This is a genomic window from Pseudomonas sp. MYb2, from assembly GCF_002979955.1.
In the GTDB taxonomy this organism is placed as follows: domain Bacteria; phylum Pseudomonadota; class Gammaproteobacteria; order Pseudomonadales; family Pseudomonadaceae; genus Aquipseudomonas.
This window is the reverse complement of record NZ_PCQC01000003.1, coordinates 430,725-447,165: the sequence shown is the minus strand read 5'-3', so window position 1 is coordinate 447,165 and position 16,441 is coordinate 430,725. Positions and strand designations below refer to the sequence as shown.

The 16,441-nt window shown below is 60.3% G+C and carries 16 protein-coding genes; 14 read left to right on the top strand and 2 right to left on the bottom strand.

Annotated elements, in window-relative coordinates; genetic code table 11:
• The first annotated feature begins 8 nt into the window (after positions 1-8).
• From CQ009_RS07280 to CQ009_RS07245, 8 genes are all read left to right on the top strand, one after another.
• Positions 9-194 (top strand): Trm112 family protein, encoded by a 186-nt coding sequence (locus tag CQ009_RS07280; protein ID WP_003174668.1) that lies wholly within the window; start codon positions 9-11, stop codon positions 192-194.
• On the top strand, positions 191-955 hold the full coding sequence (gene kdsB / locus CQ009_RS07275) for a 3-deoxy-manno-octulosonate cytidylyltransferase (RefSeq protein WP_105705315.1): 765 nt from the start codon (positions 191-193) through the stop codon (positions 953-955). Before CQ009_RS07280 ends, kdsB begins: the two co-directional genes overlap by 4 nt.
• Entirely contained in the window at positions 955-1,419 is a 465-nt protein-coding gene (locus tag CQ009_RS07270) for a low molecular weight protein-tyrosine-phosphatase (protein ID WP_064391519.1), read from the top strand. Before kdsB ends, CQ009_RS07270 begins: the two co-directional genes overlap by 1 nt.
• Positions 1,416-2,435: a UDP-N-acetylmuramate dehydrogenase gene (gene murB, locus CQ009_RS07265; RefSeq protein ID WP_105705312.1), complete on the top strand. Its 1,020-nt coding sequence runs from the start codon at positions 1,416-1,418 to the stop codon at positions 2,433-2,435. Before CQ009_RS07270 ends, murB begins: the two co-directional genes overlap by 4 nt.
• A 246-nt stretch (positions 2,436-2,681) precedes the next feature.
• Positions 2,682-3,152 (top strand): (2Fe-2S)-binding protein, encoded by a 471-nt coding sequence (locus CQ009_RS07260; RefSeq protein ID WP_064391517.1) that lies wholly within the window; start codon positions 2,682-2,684, stop codon positions 3,150-3,152.
• Complete coding sequence (locus CQ009_RS07255) at positions 3,149-5,470, top strand: xanthine dehydrogenase family protein molybdopterin-binding subunit (RefSeq protein WP_105705309.1); 2,322 nt, start codon at positions 3,149-3,151, stop codon at positions 5,468-5,470. The genes CQ009_RS07260 and CQ009_RS07255 overlap by 4 nt, the downstream gene beginning before the upstream one ends.
• Positions 5,470-6,450, top strand: a complete 981-nt coding sequence (locus tag CQ009_RS07250; protein ID WP_105705307.1) for an XdhC family protein — start codon at positions 5,470-5,472, stop codon at positions 6,448-6,450. Before CQ009_RS07255 ends, CQ009_RS07250 begins: the two co-directional genes overlap by 1 nt.
• The gene (locus CQ009_RS07245; RefSeq protein ID WP_105705305.1) at positions 6,447-7,067 is read left to right on the top strand and encodes a nucleotidyltransferase family protein; all 621 of its coding nucleotides are present in this window, start codon (positions 6,447-6,449) and stop codon (positions 7,065-7,067) included. Before CQ009_RS07250 ends, CQ009_RS07245 begins: the two co-directional genes overlap by 4 nt.
• A 168-nt stretch (positions 7,068-7,235) precedes the next feature.
• Here the strand turns inward: CQ009_RS07245 and rne are convergent, their stop codons facing one another.
• Positions 7,236-10,460: a ribonuclease E gene (rne, locus tag CQ009_RS07235; RefSeq protein ID WP_105705303.1), complete on the bottom strand. Its 3,225-nt coding sequence runs from the start codon at positions 10,458-10,460 to the stop codon at positions 7,236-7,238.
• A gap of 699 nt (positions 10,461-11,159) precedes the next feature.
• On the opposite strand from rne, the gene rluC reads away from it, so the two are divergent.
• Genes rluC through CQ009_RS07215 form a run of 3 tightly spaced genes read left to right on the top strand, consistent with a single transcriptional unit; the run spans position 11,160 to position 13,782 of the window.
• A complete protein-coding gene (rluC, locus tag CQ009_RS07225) occupies positions 11,160-12,119 on the top strand; it encodes a 23S rRNA pseudouridine(955/2504/2580) synthase RluC (RefSeq protein WP_064391512.1) in 960 nt (319 codons plus the stop codon).
• Positions 12,106-12,768 (top strand): HAD-IA family hydrolase, encoded by a 663-nt coding sequence (locus tag CQ009_RS07220; protein ID WP_064391511.1) that lies wholly within the window; start codon positions 12,106-12,108, stop codon positions 12,766-12,768. Before rluC ends, CQ009_RS07220 begins: the two co-directional genes overlap by 14 nt.
• Positions 12,769-12,792: 24 nt before the next feature.
• Positions 12,793-13,782 (top strand): S49 family peptidase, encoded by a 990-nt coding sequence (locus tag CQ009_RS07215; protein ID WP_064391510.1) that lies wholly within the window; start codon positions 12,793-12,795, stop codon positions 13,780-13,782.
• Positions 13,783-13,901: 119 nt separating this feature from the next.
• Here CQ009_RS07215 and CQ009_RS07210 read toward each other — a convergent pair whose 3' ends face one another.
• A complete protein-coding gene (locus CQ009_RS07210; RefSeq protein WP_105705301.1) occupies positions 13,902-14,480 on the bottom strand; it encodes a nucleoside triphosphate pyrophosphatase in 579 nt (192 codons plus the stop codon).
• 105 nt (positions 14,481-14,585) lie between these two features.
• Here CQ009_RS07210 and CQ009_RS07205 point away from each other — a divergent pair, with 105 nt between their 5' ends.
• Genes CQ009_RS07205 through plsX form a run of 3 tightly spaced genes read left to right on the top strand, consistent with a single transcriptional unit; the run spans position 14,586 to position 16,324 of the window.
• The gene (locus CQ009_RS07205; RefSeq protein ID WP_008086273.1) at positions 14,586-15,113 is read left to right on the top strand and encodes a YceD family protein; all 528 of its coding nucleotides are present in this window, start codon (positions 14,586-14,588) and stop codon (positions 15,111-15,113) included.
• A gap of 13 nt (positions 15,114-15,126) precedes the next feature.
• A complete protein-coding gene (rpmF, locus tag CQ009_RS07200; protein ID WP_003179396.1) occupies positions 15,127-15,309 on the top strand; it encodes a 50S ribosomal protein L32 in 183 nt (60 codons plus the stop codon).
• A 4-nt stretch (positions 15,310-15,313) separates the two neighbouring features.
• A complete protein-coding gene (plsX, locus tag CQ009_RS07195; protein WP_105705299.1) occupies positions 15,314-16,324 on the top strand; it encodes a phosphate acyltransferase PlsX in 1,011 nt (336 codons plus the stop codon).
• Positions 16,325-16,441: the final 117 nt, after the last annotated feature.

The following is a 16,441-nucleotide window of genomic DNA, read 5'->3' as shown; positions in this document are numbered from 1 at the left end:
GAAAGTTCATGGACACCAAATTGCTCGACATCCTCGCGTGCCCGATCTGCAAAGGCCCGCTCAAGCTCAGTGCCGACAAGACCGAGCTGATCAGCAAGGGCGCCGGCCTGGCTTACCCGATCCGCGACGGCATCCCGGTGATGCTCGAAAGCGAAGCCCGCACCCTGACCACCGACGAGCGTCTGGATAAATGACCACCGCCTTCACCGTTGTCATCCCGTCGCGTTACGCCTCGACCCGCCTGCCGGGCAAGCCGCTGCTGGACATCGCCGGCAAGCCGATGATCCAGCACGTCTGGGAACAGGCGAGCAAAAGTAGCGCGACCCGCGTGGTCGTTGCCACTGACGATGCGCGCATCGTCGAGGCCTGCAAAGGCTTTGGCGCCGAAGTGGTGCTGACCCGTGAAGATCACAATTCCGGCACTGATCGTCTGGCCGAAGTCGCTGCGAAACTGGGCCTTGAGCCCGACGCGATCGTGGTCAACGTGCAGGGTGACGAGCCGCTGATCCCGCCAAGCGTGATCGATCAGGTCGCTGCCAACCTCGCTGCCCACACCGAAGCGCGCATGGCCACGCTGGCCGAGCCGATCGAGGACGTCGACACCCTGTTCAACCCGAACGTGGTCAAGGTCGTCAGCGACATCAACGGTCTGGCGCTGACCTTCAGCCGTGCGACGTTGCCTTGGGCGCGCGATGCGTTCGCCAAGAGCCGCGAGCAATTGCCGGTAGGCGTGCCGTACCGTCGCCACATCGGCATCTACGCCTATCGTGCCGGTTTTCTCCAGGATTTCGTGAGCTGGGGCCCGTGCTGGCTGGAAAACACCGAATCCCTCGAGCAATTGCGGGCCCTGTGGCACGGCGTGCGGATTCACGTCGCCGACGCGCTGATTGCGCCGCCAACCGGCGTCGACACCGTTGAAGACCTCGAGCGCGTTCGTCGCCTGCTGGGGGCCTGATGCGCGTTCTGTTTGTGTGCCTGGGCAACATTTGCCGTTCGCCCACGGCCGAGGGTGTGTTGCGCTATAAATTGCGTGAAGCCGGGCTGGCGGATCAGGTCGAAGTGGCCTCCGCCGGCACCGGTGACTGGCACGTCGGCAACCCGCCGGACAAACGCAGCCAGGCCGCCGCCAAGGTGCGCGGTTATGACCTGTCGGCGCAACGTGCGCAGCAGGTCAGCCGTGCTGATTTCGCCAGTTACGACCTGATTCTGGCCATGGACAACAGCAACCTGCGCAACCTCAAAGCCCTGCAACCGTCCACCGGCAAAGCCGAGCTGGATCTGTTCCTGCGCCGCTATGCCGGGTTGGTCGATGAAGTGCCGGACCCGTATTACGACGGCGATCAGGGTTTCGAGCAGGTGCTGGATCTGATTGAAGCGGCGTGTGACCAATTGTTGATCGAAGTGAAGGGCCGGTTATGAGTTTGCAGGTGCAACCGCAGGTTTCCCTGAAACCGTTCAACAGTTTTGGCGTCGATGTTCGCGCGCAACTGTTCGCCGAAGCCCGCAGCGACGCCGATGTCCGTGAGGCATTGGCTTATGCCACGGCGCACGACGTGCCATTGCTGGTGATCGGCGGTGGCAGCAACTTGCTGCTGACCGCAGATATCCCGGCGCTGGTCTTGCGCATGGCGACGCGTGGCATTCGCGTGATCAGCGATGACGGCAGCCGTGTGGTGATCGAAGCTGAAGCCGGCGAACCTTGGCATCCGTTTGTTCAGCACACGCTGGCGCTGGGTTTTTCCGGCCTGGAAAACCTCAGCCTGATCCCGGGCACCGTTGGCGCTGCGCCGATGCAGAACATTGGCGCTTACGGCGTCGAAATCAAGGATGTGTTTGCCGGGCTCACGGCGCTGGATCGCCAGACTGGCGAGCTACGTGATTTCACCCTGGAGGAATGCAACTTCGCCTACCGCGACAGCCTGTTCAAACAGCAACCGGGGCGTTGGCTGATTCTGCGGGTGCGCTTCACGCTCAATCGCGTCGCGCATCTGCATCTGGAATATGGCCCGGTGCGTCAGCGCCTGAGCGAGCAGGGCATCGAGCAACCGACGCCGTCTGACGTCAGCCGCGCCATCTGCAGCATCCGCAGTGAAAAACTGCCGGATCCGGCGGTGCTCGGCAATGCCGGCAGTTTCTTCAAAAATCCGCTGGTGTCGGCGGCCACTGTCGCGCAGATCAAAGCGCAGCACCCGGATGTGGTGGCTTACGCACAACCGGACGGGCAGATGAAGCTTGCGGCGGGTTGGCTGATCGAGCGCGCTGGCTGGAAGGGTTTCCGCGAAGCCGATGCTGGCGTGCATAAATTGCAGGCGCTGGTGCTGGTCAACTACGGCACGGCGACCGGTCTGCAATTGTTCGATCTGGCGCAACGCATTCAGAAAGACATTGCAGAACGTTTCAATGTCGAACTGGAAATGGAGCCCAACCGCTATTGAGGCTACGCTTTCCAGACGCCATCCAAAGCCCTGCACTGATGAAAAAGTGCAGGGCTTTTTTGTTAACGCTGGGTTAACTTAGCGAGCTAACGATAACCGTCATTTGCTCCACCAAAGGCCCGGTGCAGACGTTCGCGTCGGCATAAGAGAGCCTGATTAGCCTGAGTCGATCTGCGTGAACCACCGCCGATTAAACGGCGGCAGATTGCTCGACCCCATAACCATCATAAATATGCGGGCGTGCCCATGATTACCCTGAAACTCAACGGTCAAGACCATCCCCTCGATGTCACGGAAGACATGCCGCTGCTCTGGGCTATCCGCGACGTTGCCGGTTACAACGGCACCAAATTCGGCTGCGGCATGGGCCTGTGTGGCGCGTGTACCATCCACATTGACGGTTTGCCGGCGCGCAGTTGCATCACCCCGATCGGCTCGGTGATCGGCCAGAACGTCACCACCATCGACAACCTGCATGCCGACCCGGTCGGGCAGATCGTCCAGCAAGCCTGGCTCGACACAGCCGTCGCGCAGTGCGGTTTCTGTCAGGGTGGGCAGATCATGTCGGCCACCGCGTTGCTCAAGACCCATCCGAACCCAAGCGACGAGCAGATCGAAGAAGCGATGGTCGGCAACATTTGCCGCTGCGGCACCTACAACCGGATCAAAACCGCTATCCGTCAGGCGTCCACGCATTTGAAGGAGGCAAAAGCATGAGCCGTCTGCCGAATGATTTCGCCCTGAGCAATCTCAGCCGCCGGGGTTTTCTCAAAGGCGTCGGCGCCACCGGTGCGCTGGTGCTGGCGGCGAGTTGGGGCTGGCAGGATGCGTTGGCCGACGAGAAGGAAAAGAAGTTCGGCGCCGACGGCATGCCCAACGGCTGGATCGATGATCCGAAAGTCTATGTCAGCATTGCCGCTGACGGCACGGTGACGGTGGTGTGCAACCGCTCGGAGATGGGCCAGGGCGTACGCACCAGTCTGACCATGGTCGTTGCCGATGAACTGGACGCCGATTGGGCGCACGTCAAAGTGCAGCAGGCGCCGGGCGATGAAGTACGTTTCGGCAATCAGGACACCGACGGTTCGCGCAGCATGCGCCACTGGTATGAGCCGATGCGTCGTTGCGGCGCTGCGGCCCGTACAATGCTCGAGCAAGCGGCGGCTGCGCAGTGGAAAGTACCGGTCGGTGAATGTCATGCGCAGTTGCATAAAGTCATCCATAAACCGTCCGGTCGTGAACTGGGTTATGGCGAACTGGCCGCTGCCGCCAGTGCATTGGCGGTGCCCGCGCGTGACAGTCTGCGCCTCAAGCAGCCATCGGAATTCCGCTACATCGGCAAGGAAGGCACCAAAGCCATCGATGGCGACGACATCGTCAACGGTCGTGCGGTGTACGGCGCCGACGTGCATTTCGACGGCATGCTGTACGCGACCATCGCGCGCCCGGCAGTTTACGGCGGCAAGGTCAAATCGCTGGATGACAGCGCCGCGCTGAAAGTCCCCGGCGTGCTCAAAGTGATTCAGATTGAAGGTCGCCCACTGCCTTCGGAATTTCAGCCGTTGGGCGGCGTGGCCGTCGTGGCCAGCAATACCTGGGCCGCGATCAAGGGCCGCGAAGCGCTGAAAATCGAGTGGGACGATGGCCCGAATGCTAGTTACGACTCGATTGCCTATCGCAAGGAGCTGGAAGCCGCCGCGCTGAAACCCGGCAAAGTGGTGCGCAACACTGGCGATATCGACAAGGCGTTGAGTGGCGCGGCCAGCACCCTTGAAGCGTCTTACTATCTGCCGCATCTGGCGCAGGCGCCGATGGAACCGATGGTCGCCATCGCCCGTTACCAGGGCGGGGTTTGCGAGGCGTGGGCGCCTAGTCAGGCGCCGCAAGTCACCCGCGAGCGCATTGCCGAGCGTCTTGGGCTGCCGTTCGATAATGTCACGTTCAATGTCACCTTGCTTGGCGGTGGTTTCGGTCGCAAGTCGAAACCGGACTTTGTCGTTGAAGCAGCGATTCTCGCCAAAGAGTTTCCCGGCAAAGCCGTGCGCGTGCAGTGGACCCGTGAAGATGACATCCACAACTCGTATTTCCATACCGTGTCCGCCGAATACCTCAAGGCCGGCGTCGGCAAGGACGGCATGCCGTCCGGCTGGTTGCATCGCACCGTCGCGCCGAGCATCACCGCGCTGTTCGCGCCGGGCATGAACCATGAAGCAGCTTTCGAGCTGGGCATGGGTTTTACCAACATGGCTTACGCGATTCCCAATGTGCGTCTGGAAAACCCCGAAGCGACTGTGCATACGCGGGTTGGCTGGTATCGCTCGGTGTCGAACATCCCCCATGGTTTCGCCATCCAGAGTTTTGTCGATGAACTGGCGCACAAGGCCGGCGAGGATCCGCTCAAGTACCAGATCAAGCTGCTCGGCCCTGATCGGCAGATTGACCCGCGCACACTGAGCGAGGAGTGGAACTACGGCGAATCTCCCGAGCGTTATCCGATCGATACCGGACGCATGCGCACCGTGCTGGAAACGGCTGCGAAGGCTGCCGGTTGGGGACGCAAACTACCCAAGGGCCGTGGTCTGGGCCTCGCTGTGCATTACAGCTTCGTCACCTACGTGGCGGCGGTGATTGAAGTCGAAGTCAAGGACGACGGTTCGTTGATCGTGCACAAGGCTGATATTGCCGTGGATTGCGGGCCGCAGATCAACCCTGAGCGCATTCGTTCGCAGTTCGAAGGCGCCTGCGTCATGGGCCTTGGTAATGCGGTGCTGGGTGAAATCAGCTTCAAGGACGGCAAGGTCCAGCAGGACAACTTCCATATGTACGAAGTGGCGCGCATGTCGCTGGCACCGAAGGAAGTCGCGGTGCATCTGGTGACACCACCGGGCGACGCGCCGTTGGGCGGCGTCGGCGAGCCGGGCGTGCCGCCGATTGCGCCGGCGCTGTGTAACGCGATTTTCGCGGCCACCGGCCAGCGGATTCGCAATCTGCCGGTGCGCTATCAGTTGCAGGGCTGGCAGAAGGCAGGCGCCTGATGGACAGCGTCGACCTCAACGTCCTGCGCAGTGTCCTCGAGTGGCGCCGCGCCGGACAGCGAGTGGTGCTGTTCAGCGTGGTGCAGACCTGGGGCACGGCGCCGCGTGCTCCCGGTGCCATGCTCGCCTTGCGTGAGGATGGCGTGGTGATCGGTTCGGTATCGGGCGGGTGTGTCGAGGATGACTTGATTGCCCGCCTGCACGACGGACGAATCACCAGCGATGGGCCGCCGGTGCAGTTGATCACTTACGGCGTTACCCGTGAAGAAGCGGCGCGTTTCGGGTTGCCTTGCGGCGGCACATTACGGCTGACCGAGGAGCGGGTTGGCGATCCGGCATGGGTTGCCGAATTGCTCGCGCGTTGTGAAGCGCACGAGATCGTTGCCCGTGAGCTGAACATTGAAACCGGTGAAGTGCTGCTGTCGGCGGCGAGCAAGTCCGATTCGCTGGCCTTCGACGGCAAAACCCTGCGAGCTATCTACGGCCCGCGCTGGCGATTGTTGTTGATCGGCGCCGGACAGTTGTCGCGCTACGTCGCAGACATGGCGCGGCTGCTGGATTTCGAAGTGCTGATCTGCGATCCGCGCACCGAATTCGTCTACGGCTGGGAAGAGCATCACGGCCGTTTCGTCCCGGGCATGCCGGACGACGCAGTGTTGAGTATCCAGACCGACGAACGCACAGCGATTGTCGCGCTGACTCACGATCCACGTCTGGATGACATGGCACTGCTGACGGCGCTCGATTCGCCTGCCTTTTATGTTGGCGCGCTCGGTTCGCGGGTCAACAGTCAGAAGCGTCGCGAGAATCTGGCTCAGCTAGGCTTGTCGGTACAGGCGATTGATCGCTTGCACGGGCCGATCGGTTTGCACATCGGCAGTCATTCGCCGGCGGAAATCGCCTTGTCGTTGTTGGCGGAGATCGTCGCGATCAAGAACGGTGTCGAGTTGAAGCAGAAAAAAACACTGGAGGGCGCATGAGTCGATCCATTGCAGTGATTGTGCTGGCGGCGGGTGAGGGCAGCCGCTTTCGCCAGGTGGCGGGTGCGGACAAGGACAAGTTGCTCGCCGATTGCGCTGGGCTGGATGGCGCGGTGCGTTCGGTGATCGAGCAGGTGTTGGTGAATTTGCCTTCGAGTCTTGAAAAGCGCGTGTTGGTCACGACCGAAGCACGGCCGCAGGCAATGCGTATGGCGCAGGCGTATGGCTGCGATATTGTTTCGATTGAATCGACCGGGATGGGCGACAGCATTGCCGCCGGCGTTGCGGCTTGCCCAGATGCCGATGGCTGGTTGATTGTGCTGGGGGATATGCCGTTTATCTTGCCGTCGAGTATCGAGCGGGTGGTCGAGGCGATTGCTGATGATGCGGTGAGCGTGCCGGTGCAGGAGGGCGAGTTTGGTCATCCTGTGGGGTTTGGGCGTTCGTTTGGCGCGGGGTTGCAGGCGTTGAGCGGTGATCGTGGGGCGAGGCCATTGTTCAAGCAGGGCAGGGTGGTGGAGATTGCCGTCGATGATCCAGGAGTGCTGTGGGATATCGATGTGCCGGAATCTCTGGTATTTCCTCAACCCCCTGACCCATGCATAGATCCCCTGTAGAAGTGAGCCTGCTCGCGATAGCGGTGGTTCAGATAAATGTGTGTCAACTGACACACCGCTATCGCGAGCAGGCTCACTCCTACAGGGGATAGCGCTAAGGCCTAAATTGCAGGCATAAAAAAAGCCCCGCCTGAATAATCAGGCGGGGCTTTTTAACGGCTTCGGGAATTACACGAGTGGTTTAGGCTCGTGTTCTTTTTCCTCGGCCTCCTGGTGTTGCTCGACCGCGTCCTGAACGGAGCGTGGTGCTTCAGCGATCACCGCGTCAACCACCGCTTCTTCAGCGACCGGGGCAGGAGCTGCCTCGACCACTTCGGCGACCGGAGCAGCAGCGGCAGCCAGTTCGGCTTCCTTCTGCAGACGCTCTTCTTCACGCTTGCGACGACGCACTTCACGCGGATCGTTTGGCGCGCGGCCGCTAGGGGTCAGGGCGCTGACCGGAGCCGGTGCTTCAACCACTGGAGCTGGCGCTTCGGCAACGACAGGTGCTTCGACAACCGGCGCTGGTTCAGCAACGACCACTGGCTCGGCAACTTTGGTCTCTTCAACCACAGGAGCTTCAACCGCAGGCGCTTCAAACACAGGCTTTTCAACAGCCGGTGCTTCAACCACTGGCGCTGGTGTTTCAGCGACAGCCGGCTCGGCAACCCAGTTGAAAGCAGTCTGCTCTTCGCGAACTTCACGCACGGTTTCGGTTACGGTTTCAGCGACGGTTTCAATCACCGGCTCGGCAACCACAACTGGCGCTGGCTCTACCTGAGGCAGGGTTTCCTGAACCGGTGCCACTTCGACTTCTGGAGCAGCAACCACTTCGACTGGAGTCGTCGCTTCAACAACCGGCGCTTCTACTGCAGCAGTTTCCTCAACGGCCGCGGTGGCGCGTTCGGCTTGCTCGTGGGCTTGGGCTTCGGCCGGAGCGCTGATCACGGTGCTGGCAACGGCTGCGGTAACAGCGAGGCCAGCGGCCAGATCGGCAGTGCTAGGCTCTTCAGCGTTTTCGCCGGCTTCGGATTCTTCCGAACCTTCGATCACGTTGCCGTTGGCATCACGCTGACGCTCACGACGGTTGCTGCGACGACGCTGACCGCGCGAACGACGACGTGGGCGATCGCCTTCGGCGTTCTCCGAACCGTCTTCCGGCAGTTGCTCTTCGTTCACGTTCACTTCTTCTTCAGCGACGGCAGCAGCGGCCTGCTCGGCACGCGGTTGACGCTCTTCACGCGGCGGACGCGGTGCGCGCTCTTCGCGTGGCTGACGCGCCGGACGCTCTTCAGCGGTCACGGCAACGGCGGCTGCAGCAGCTGGAACGGCGTCCAGTGGCTCGCGCAGTTCACGCACACGCTCTTCACGCTCGCCGCGAGGCTTGCGATCTTCACGCGGCGCACGTGGTGCACGTTCTTCACGAGGGGCGCGTGGTGCGCGTTCTTCGCGGGCTGCTGGCGCTTCGGTACGAGCTTCGCGTGGCTCACGGGCTTCACGTGGTGCGCGCTCTTCGCGCGGCTCGCGTGGGGCACGTTCTTCACGAGGTGCACGTTCTTCGCGCGGCTTGCGCTCTTCATCGCGGCGACCGTTACGGTTGCGGCTCTGCTGACGACCGTTGCGACGCTCTTCGTTACGGGCCGGACGCTCGGCCGGTTTTTCAACCACGGCCGGGGCAACTGGCTCTTCTTTGGTGGCGAACAGGCTGACCAGCGATTTCACCAGGCCTTTGAACAGGCTCGGTTCTGGCACGGCAACCGGAGCCGGTGCAGCAGCGACTGGTGCGGCGGCTTCGGTCGGCACCGGAGCGTTGGCACGAGCCGGCGCAGTCTTGACTGCAGCTTCCTGGCGAACCAGGGTGCGGGTCGCAGCGGCTGGCTGGACTTCTTCGACTTCGGCAGCGGCAGCAGCGATTTCGTAGCTGGACTGGTTGGTCGCGGCTTCCGGGCTGTCGTCACGCAGACGCTGAACTTCGAAGTGCGGCGTTTCGAGGTGATCGTTCGGCAGAATGACGATACGGGCACGGGTGCGCAGTTCGATCTTGGTGATCGAGTTGCGTTTTTCGTTGAGCAGGAACGCAGCGACCGGGATCGGCACCTGAGCGCGTACTTCGGCAGTGCGGTCTTTCAGGGCTTCTTCTTCGATCAGGCGCAGGATCGCCAGCGACAGCGATTCAACGTCACGGATGATGCCGGTGCCGTTGCAACGCGGGCAGACGATGCCGCTGCTTTCGCCCAGGGATGGACGCAGGCGCTGACGGGACATTTCCAGCAGGCCGAAGCGCGAGATGCGGCCGATCTGCACGCGAGCGCGGTCGGCTTCCAGGCATTCGCGGACTTTCTCTTCCACGGCGCGCTGGTTCTTGGCAGGGGTCATGTCGATGAAGTCGATGACGATCAGGCCGCCGATGTCGCGCAGGCGCAACTGACGGGCGATTTCTTCAGCCGCTTCAAGGTTGGTCTGCAGCGCGGTTTCTTCGATGTCGCTGCCTTTGGTGGCGCGCGCCGAGTTGATGTCGATGGACACCAGGGCTTCGGTCGGATCGATAACGATGGAACCGCCGGAAGGCAGTTCAACGACGCGCTGGAAAGCGGTCTCGATCTGGCTTTCGATCTGGAAACGGTTGAACAGCGGAACGCTGTCTTCGTACAGCTTGATCTTGCTGGCGTACTGCGGCATCACCTGGCGGATGAAGGTCAGGGCTTCGTCCTGGGCTTCAACGCTGTCGATCAGCACTTCGCCGATGTCCTGGCGCAGGTAATCGCGGATGGCGCGGATGATCACGTTGCTTTCCTGGTAGATCAGGAAAGGCGCGGAGCGATCCAGCGAGGCTTCTTTGATGGCGGTCCACAGTTGCAGCAGGTAGTCGAGGTCCCACTGCATTTCTTCGCTGCTGCGGCCCAGGCCGGCAGTGCGCACGATCAGACCCATGTCGGCTGGCGCAACCAGACCGTTCAGCGCTTCACGCAGTTCGTTGCGCTCTTCGCCTTCGATGCGACGGGAGATACCGCCGGCACGCGGGTTGTTCGGCATCAGCACGAGGTAACGACCGGCCAGGCTGATGAAAGTGGTCAGGGCAGCGCCCTTGTTGCCACGTTCTTCTTTTTCGACCTGAACGATGACTTCCTGGCCTTCGCTCAGGACGTCCTTGATGTTGACGCGGCCTTCAGGGGCTTTCTTGAAGTACTCGCGGGAGATTTCTTTGAGGGGCAGGAAGCCGTGGCGCTCGGAGCCGAAATCGACAAAGGCAGCCTCAAGGCTTGGTTCGATGCGAGTGATACGGCCTTTATAGATGTTGGCCTTCTTCTGCTCGCGTGCACCGGATTCGATGTCCAGGTCGTAGAGGCGTTGGCCATCTACCAGTGCAACACGCAACTCTTCGGGTTGAGTTGCGTTAATCAGCATTCTTTTCATGTAGTACCGTCGGTTTCCGGGCTGCCGGAAACGGCGTTCGGCACACACGACTTCTCACGGTCGGTGTCAGGTGCGTCGGGAGTGGTTGGCCATTCCCGTGTCCAGCGATATGCGGCCAATTGGGCCGATATAGCGACGTACGCGTCCTGCTTGCTGTGGCTACTTAAGCACTCAGTCAGGAGGAGGAATCAACCAGCGGCTGTGGACGAGATGAAGCGTCTTGATAAAGCCTATTGCTACACAGTCCGGCGGTTGTGCATCTCCACCCTACACGTATCCCTGATAATTCGGGTGCTGCCGCGCGCAGAATCCGCAGCGGGTTGGCATTTACCGTGAGCTCCGAAAGGGGAAGTCACGCATCATGGCTAATTCAGGCGTTGTTTCCGAAGCATTCGCTCGGGGTCATCTGCAGCTGACTGCACTTTGTGAACTGGCCTTGAATGTGTGCCTGCCAGGCGAGTAAAAACTCTGCTCGGCGGTGTAATTCAGGCCTCATGTCACCTGCGCTTGTTACAACTGCAAACTCCACCGTTACGTAGCGAAAGCCCCGTAGGACGGCCTCGCGTCCTGGTGAATTGCGTTGGTCAGGGCCGGTTTTTGACCGTGGTTCCGCTGTCCAGGCCGCTTTTGGCGGCGTTCGCGACTATAGCAGCAATGATTAAGTGCTTCAATTCCATAAAAATTGTTATCATCCGCGGCATGACAACTACTGCCCCTTCGACTCCAGGCGTTCAATTGCTTGAAGTCTCGCCGGAGTATGCCGGCCAACGAATCGACAACTTTCTCCTCGCCCGGCTCAAAGGCGTGCCCAAGACCTTGATTTACCGCATTTTGCGCAAAGGCGAAGTGCGCGTGAACAAAGGTCGGATCAAGCCCGAATACAAGCTGCAGGCCGGTGATATCGTGCGCGTGCCGCCGGTTCGCGTGCCTGAGCGTGACGAGCCGGTGCCACTGGCTCAAGGCCTGTTGCAGCGCCTGGAAGCCTCGATTGTTTTCGAAGACAAAGCCCTGATCGTGATCAACAAGCCCGCCGGCATTGCGGTTCACGGTGGCAGCGGCCTGAATTTCGGCGTGATCGAAGCCTTTCGTCAGTTGCGTCCCGATACCAAAGAGCTGGAGCTGGTGCACCGTCTCGACCGCGACACCTCCGGCCTGCTGATGATCGCCAAAAAGCGCAGCATGCTGCGCCACTTGCACGAGCAATTGCGCGGCGATGGCGTCGACAAGCGCTACATGGCGCTGGTTCGCGGCAACTGGGCGACTTCGATCAAGAAAGTCAGCGCGCCATTGCTCAAGAGCAATCTGCGTTCCGGCGAGCGCATGGTTGAAGTCAACGAAGAAGGCAAAGAAGCCTTGACCCTGTTCAAAGTGCTGCGCCGCTTCGGCGATTTTGCCACCATGGTCGAGGCTAAACCGGTGACCGGTCGTACCCACCAGATTCGCGTGCACACCTTGCATGCTGGTCATTGCATTGCTGGCGACAGCAAGTACGGCGATGAGGATTTCACCAAGGAAATCCGCGATCTGGGCGGCAAGCGCCTGTTCCTGCACGCTTACATGCTGACCGTGCCGCTGCCCGATGGCGGCAAGCTGACCTTGCAGGCGCCGGTCGATGAAATGTGGGCCAAGACCGTGGAGCGATTGAGTGCGCCCATCTGATTACAAGCTGCTGATTTTCGATTGGGACGGCACGCTGGCTGACTCCATTCACCGGATCGTCGAGGCGATGCACTCGGCGTCCGGGCGTTCCGGTTTCGAGTTGCGCGATGATTTTGCCGTCAAGGGCATCATCGGCCTCGGCTTGCCCGAGGCGATTCGCACGCTGTATCCCGAAATCAGCGACGCCGAAATGACCTTGTTTCGCGAGTATTACGCTGATCACTATATCGCCGCTGAGGCCGTGCCTTCGCCGTTGTTCGAAGGCGTAGTCGAGTCGATGGCGTCGTTTCGTGAGCAGGGCTATCACCTGGCTGTCGCCACCGGCAAGAATCGTCGCGGCCTGGATCGGGTGCTCAAGGCCAATGGCTGGGAAGATTATTTCGATATCACTCGCGCCGCCGATGAAACTGCCAGCAAGCCGCACCCTCTGATGCTTGAGCAGATCCTTGCGCATTGCGGCGTGCGCGCCGAGCAGGCGCTGATGGTTGGCGATTCGTCCTTTGATCTGCTGATGGCGCGTAACGCGGGGATGGATTCGGTGGCGGTCAGTTATGGCGCGCAATCGATCGAATCCCTGCAACAGTTCGAGCCGCGCCTGTCGATCGACCGTTTTTCCGAATTGCATGCCTGGCTGGGGCAGCAGGCTTAATACGTTTTTGCTGGGGTGGATGGCATGACCGACGAATGGAAAGCACCGGCCAAGGCAAGTGCCGAGGGCGGTGACGAGAAAAGCTGGAAGCTATTGGAAAAGACCCTCCTCGCGGGCGTCCAGGAGCAGCGTCGTTCGCGGCGTTGGGGGATTTTCTTCAAGCTCTTGACCTTTGTTTATCTGTTCGTGGCATTGATCCTGTTTACGCCGCTGATGGACATGGAAAAGAGCGCCACGCGCGGTCCGAACTACACCGCGCTGATCGACGTCACCGGCATGATCGCCGACAAAGAGCCGGCCAGCGCCGACAACATTGTTGGTAGCTTGCGGGCGGCGTTCGAGGACAAGAAGGTCAAGGGCGTCATTCTGCGCATCAACAGCCCTGGCGGCAGTCCGGTGCAGTCGGGTTACGTCTACGACGAGATCAAGCGCCTGCGCGGCCTGCACCCCGAGATCAAGCTGTATGCGGTGATTTCCGATCTCGGCGCCTCCGGTGCCTATTACATCGCCAGTGCGGCGGACCAGATCTACGCCGACAAGGCGAGTCTGGTCGGTTCGATTGGTGTGACGGCGGCCGGATACGGCTTTGTTGGCACCATGGAGAAGCTGGGTGTTGAGCGCCGCACCTACACCTCGGGCGAGCACAAGTCGTTCCTCGATCCGTTCCAGCCGCAGAAGCCTGAAGAAACGGCGTTCTGGCAGGGCGTGCTCGACACGACGCACAAGCAGTTCATCAACAGCGTCAAGCAGGGGCGTGGCGATCGTCTGAAGGACAAGGATCATCCGGAACTGTTCTCTGGATTGGTCTGGTCGGGCGAGCAGGCGCTGCCGCTGGGCTTGATCGATGGTCTGGGCAATGCCAGTTCGGTCGCGCGTGATGTGATTGGCGAGAAAGAACTGGTCGACTTCACTGTGCAGGAGTCACCGTTCGATCGCTTCTCGAAGAAGCTGGGTGCCAGCGTGGCTGAGCAATTGGCGATGTGGATGGGTTTCCACGGGCCTTCGTTGCGCTGATTCGTTGTAAAGATCAAAAGATCGCAGCCTGCGGCAGCTCCTACACGTTTCATGTCCGATCGCGTTTTTGTGATGACATGAATCCTGTAGGAGCTGCCGAAGGCTGCGATCTTTTGCTTTTAAGGAATCTGCACGCCTTCCACCAACAGCATGTCAATCAGCCGAATCAATGGCAGGCCGATCAGGCTGGTCGCGTCCGGCCCTTCAGTAGACTGAAACAAGCTTACCCCCAACCCTTCGGCCTTGAAGCTGCCAGCACAGTCATATGGCTGCTCGATGCGCAGATAGCGCTCGATGCGCGCCTGGTCGAGCTGGCGCATGTGCACGGTGAACGGCACGCAATCGACCTGGCATTCGCCGGTCTGGCTGTTGAGCAGCGCCAGACCGGTCAGGAATGTCACGCTGGCGCCACTGGCGGCCATCAGTTGTTCGCGAGCCTTCTCGAAGGTATGCGGCTTGCCGATAATCTGTTCGCCGAGGACGGCTACCTGATCCGAGCCGATAATCAGATGAGCGGGATGGCTGTCGGCCAGTGCCCGGGCTTTTTGCTCGGCGAGGCGCTTGACCAGTTCGCTGGCTGACTCGCCCGGGCGATGACTTTCATCGATATCCGGCGAGCTGCAGACGAACGGCAGGTGCAGGCGGGCGAGCAATTCCCGACGATAGGTCGAGCTTGAAGCGAGTAATAAAGGCAGCATTCGCATCTCCTGAGGCAGGTGCGAATTCTAGCGGAGGCACGCAAGTGACGGACAGGGCACAATTTCCTTTGACATGGGTGGGTGCATCCCTATAATGCTGCGCCTATGTTGAATGACCCGATTCCACCTCACGTTGACCCGCGCAAATTGGCTGATCGTGGCACCACCCTTCAAGGTGAATTGCTGCTAGCCGATTTGAAGAGACTCTGCGACCCGCTTTCCGACGATGTCGGTACGGTGCAGGCGAAATTCGTTTTTGAACGAGATGAACGTAAATCTGTGGTAATCCACAGCTTTATCGACACCGAAGTCAAAATGGTTTGCCAGCGTTGTCTTGAGCTGGTCACCCTGCCGATCCACAGCGAATGCAGTTATGCTGTGGTGAAAGAGGGTGCGAATACCCAGTCGTTGCCGAAAGGTTATGACGTGCTGGAACTGGGCGAAGATCCATTGGATCTGCAGTCACTGATCGAGGAGGAGCTTTTGCTCGCCTTGCCCATTGTGCCTGCTCATCATCCGGAAGAATGCCAGCAGCCGGCGGGTCTCGATGAGCCCGAACCGAGCGAGGACGAGTCAACGCGGTCCAACCCGTTCAGTGTATTGGCGCAGTTAAAGCGTGACCCAAACGTTTAGGAGTTAATCAATTATGGCTGTTCAGCAGAACAAAAAATCCCGCTCTGCCCGTGACATGCGCCGTTCGCACGACGCTCTCGAGGCTAGCACCCTGTCTGTAGAAAAAACCACTGGTGAAGTTCACCTGCGTCACCACGTATCGCCAGAAGGCGTATACCGTGGCCGTAAAGTGATCGACAAGGGCGCTGACGAGTAATCACTTGTCCGCTCAAGTCATCGCGATTGACGCAATGGGCGGGGACTTCGGTCCCCGCAGCATTGTTCAGGCGAGCCTCGCTTGTCTGTCTGCTACACCCTCGCTGCACCTGACCCTCGTCGGTCAACCCTCCCTTCTTGAAGATCTGATCCACGGCCAGTCGGCTGCCGATCGCGCGCGCCTGACGATTGTTGCGGCCAGCGAAGTCATCACCATGGACGAAAAGCCGACCCAGGCCTTGCGTGGCAAGCCGGACTCGTCGATGCGTGTCGCCCTGGAACTGGTGCGTGATGGCAAGGCTCAGGCCTGTGTCAGCGCCGGTAATACCGGTGCGTTGATGGCGCTGTCGCGATTTGTCCTGAAGACGCTGCCGGGCATTGATCGCCCAGCGATGGTGGCTGCGATTCCGACGCAGAAAGGTTTTTGCCAGTTGCTCGATCTGGGCGCCAATGTCGATTGCAGCGCCGAACACTTGCTGCAATTTGCGGTGATGGGCTCGGTGGCAGCGCAGACGCTGGGGATCAATCGTCCGCGCGTGGCGCTGCTGAACATCGGCACCGAAGATATCAAGGGCAATCAGCAGGTCAAACTCGCGGCGACGTTGTTACAGGCTGCTCGCGGTATCAATTACATCGGCTTCATTGAAGGTGATGGCTTGTATCGTGGTGAGGCGGATGTCGTGGTTTGCGACGGTTTTGTCGGCAACATCCTGCTCAAGTCCAGCGAAGGTCTGGCGACGATGATTGCGGCGCGCATCGAGGCCTTGTTCAAAAAGAATTTTGCCTCACGTGCGGTCGGGGCCTTGGCGTTGCCGCTGATGAAGCGCCTGCAAGCTGACCTGGCGCCGGCGCGACATAATGGCGCAAGCTTTCTCGGGTTGCAGGGCATCGTTGTGAAAAGTCACGGTTCGGCCGGGGTTCAGGGCTTTCAGAGCGCGATTCAGCGCGCGCTGATCGAGATCCAGGAGAACTTGCCCGAGCGCCTTCACGGTCGTCTGGAGGATCTGTTGTCTTAGGCGTTTTCGTCGGACAATGCTTAAATGTGACCGCCCGGTTCAAAGGGCCATCCAACTGTCAGTTTCTTGCGTCCCCAAGCGGGGGCGTCATTTTCCGACGACAAGATCATTAGGGGC

Bases quoted from the DNA above. Each gene is read 5' to 3' on its own strand.
- CQ009_RS07280 (WP_003174668.1), top strand. From the start codon at position 9: ATGGACACCAAATTGCTCGACATCCTCGCGTGCCCGATCTGCAAAGGC.
- kdsB (WP_105705315.1), top strand. From the start codon at position 191: ATGACCACCGCCTTCACCGTTGTCATCCCGTCGCGTTACGCCTCGACC.
- CQ009_RS07270 (WP_064391519.1), top strand. From the start codon at position 955: ATGCGCGTTCTGTTTGTGTGCCTGGGCAACATTTGCCGTTCGCCCACG.
- murB (WP_105705312.1), top strand. From the start codon at position 1,416: ATGAGTTTGCAGGTGCAACCGCAGGTTTCCCTGAAACCGTTCAACAGT.
- CQ009_RS07260 (WP_064391517.1), top strand. From the start codon at position 2,682: ATGATTACCCTGAAACTCAACGGTCAAGACCATCCCCTCGATGTCACG.
- CQ009_RS07255 (WP_105705309.1), top strand. From the start codon at position 3,149: ATGAGCCGTCTGCCGAATGATTTCGCCCTGAGCAATCTCAGCCGCCGG.
- CQ009_RS07250 (WP_105705307.1), top strand. From the start codon at position 5,470: ATGGACAGCGTCGACCTCAACGTCCTGCGCAGTGTCCTCGAGTGGCGC.
- CQ009_RS07245 (WP_105705305.1), top strand. From the start codon at position 6,447: ATGAGTCGATCCATTGCAGTGATTGTGCTGGCGGCGGGTGAGGGCAGC.
- rne (WP_105705303.1), bottom strand. From the start codon at position 10,460: ATGAAAAGAATGCTGATTAACGCAACTCAACCCGAAGAGTTGCGTGTT.
- rluC (WP_064391512.1), top strand. From the start codon at position 11,160: ATGACAACTACTGCCCCTTCGACTCCAGGCGTTCAATTGCTTGAAGTC.
- CQ009_RS07215 (WP_064391510.1), top strand. From the start codon at position 12,793: ATGACCGACGAATGGAAAGCACCGGCCAAGGCAAGTGCCGAGGGCGGT.
- CQ009_RS07210 (WP_105705301.1), bottom strand. From the start codon at position 14,480: ATGCTGCCTTTATTACTCGCTTCAAGCTCGACCTATCGTCGGGAATTG.
- CQ009_RS07205 (WP_008086273.1), top strand. From the start codon at position 14,586: ATGTTGAATGACCCGATTCCACCTCACGTTGACCCGCGCAAATTGGCT.
- rpmF (WP_003179396.1), top strand. From the start codon at position 15,127: ATGGCTGTTCAGCAGAACAAAAAATCCCGCTCTGCCCGTGACATGCGC.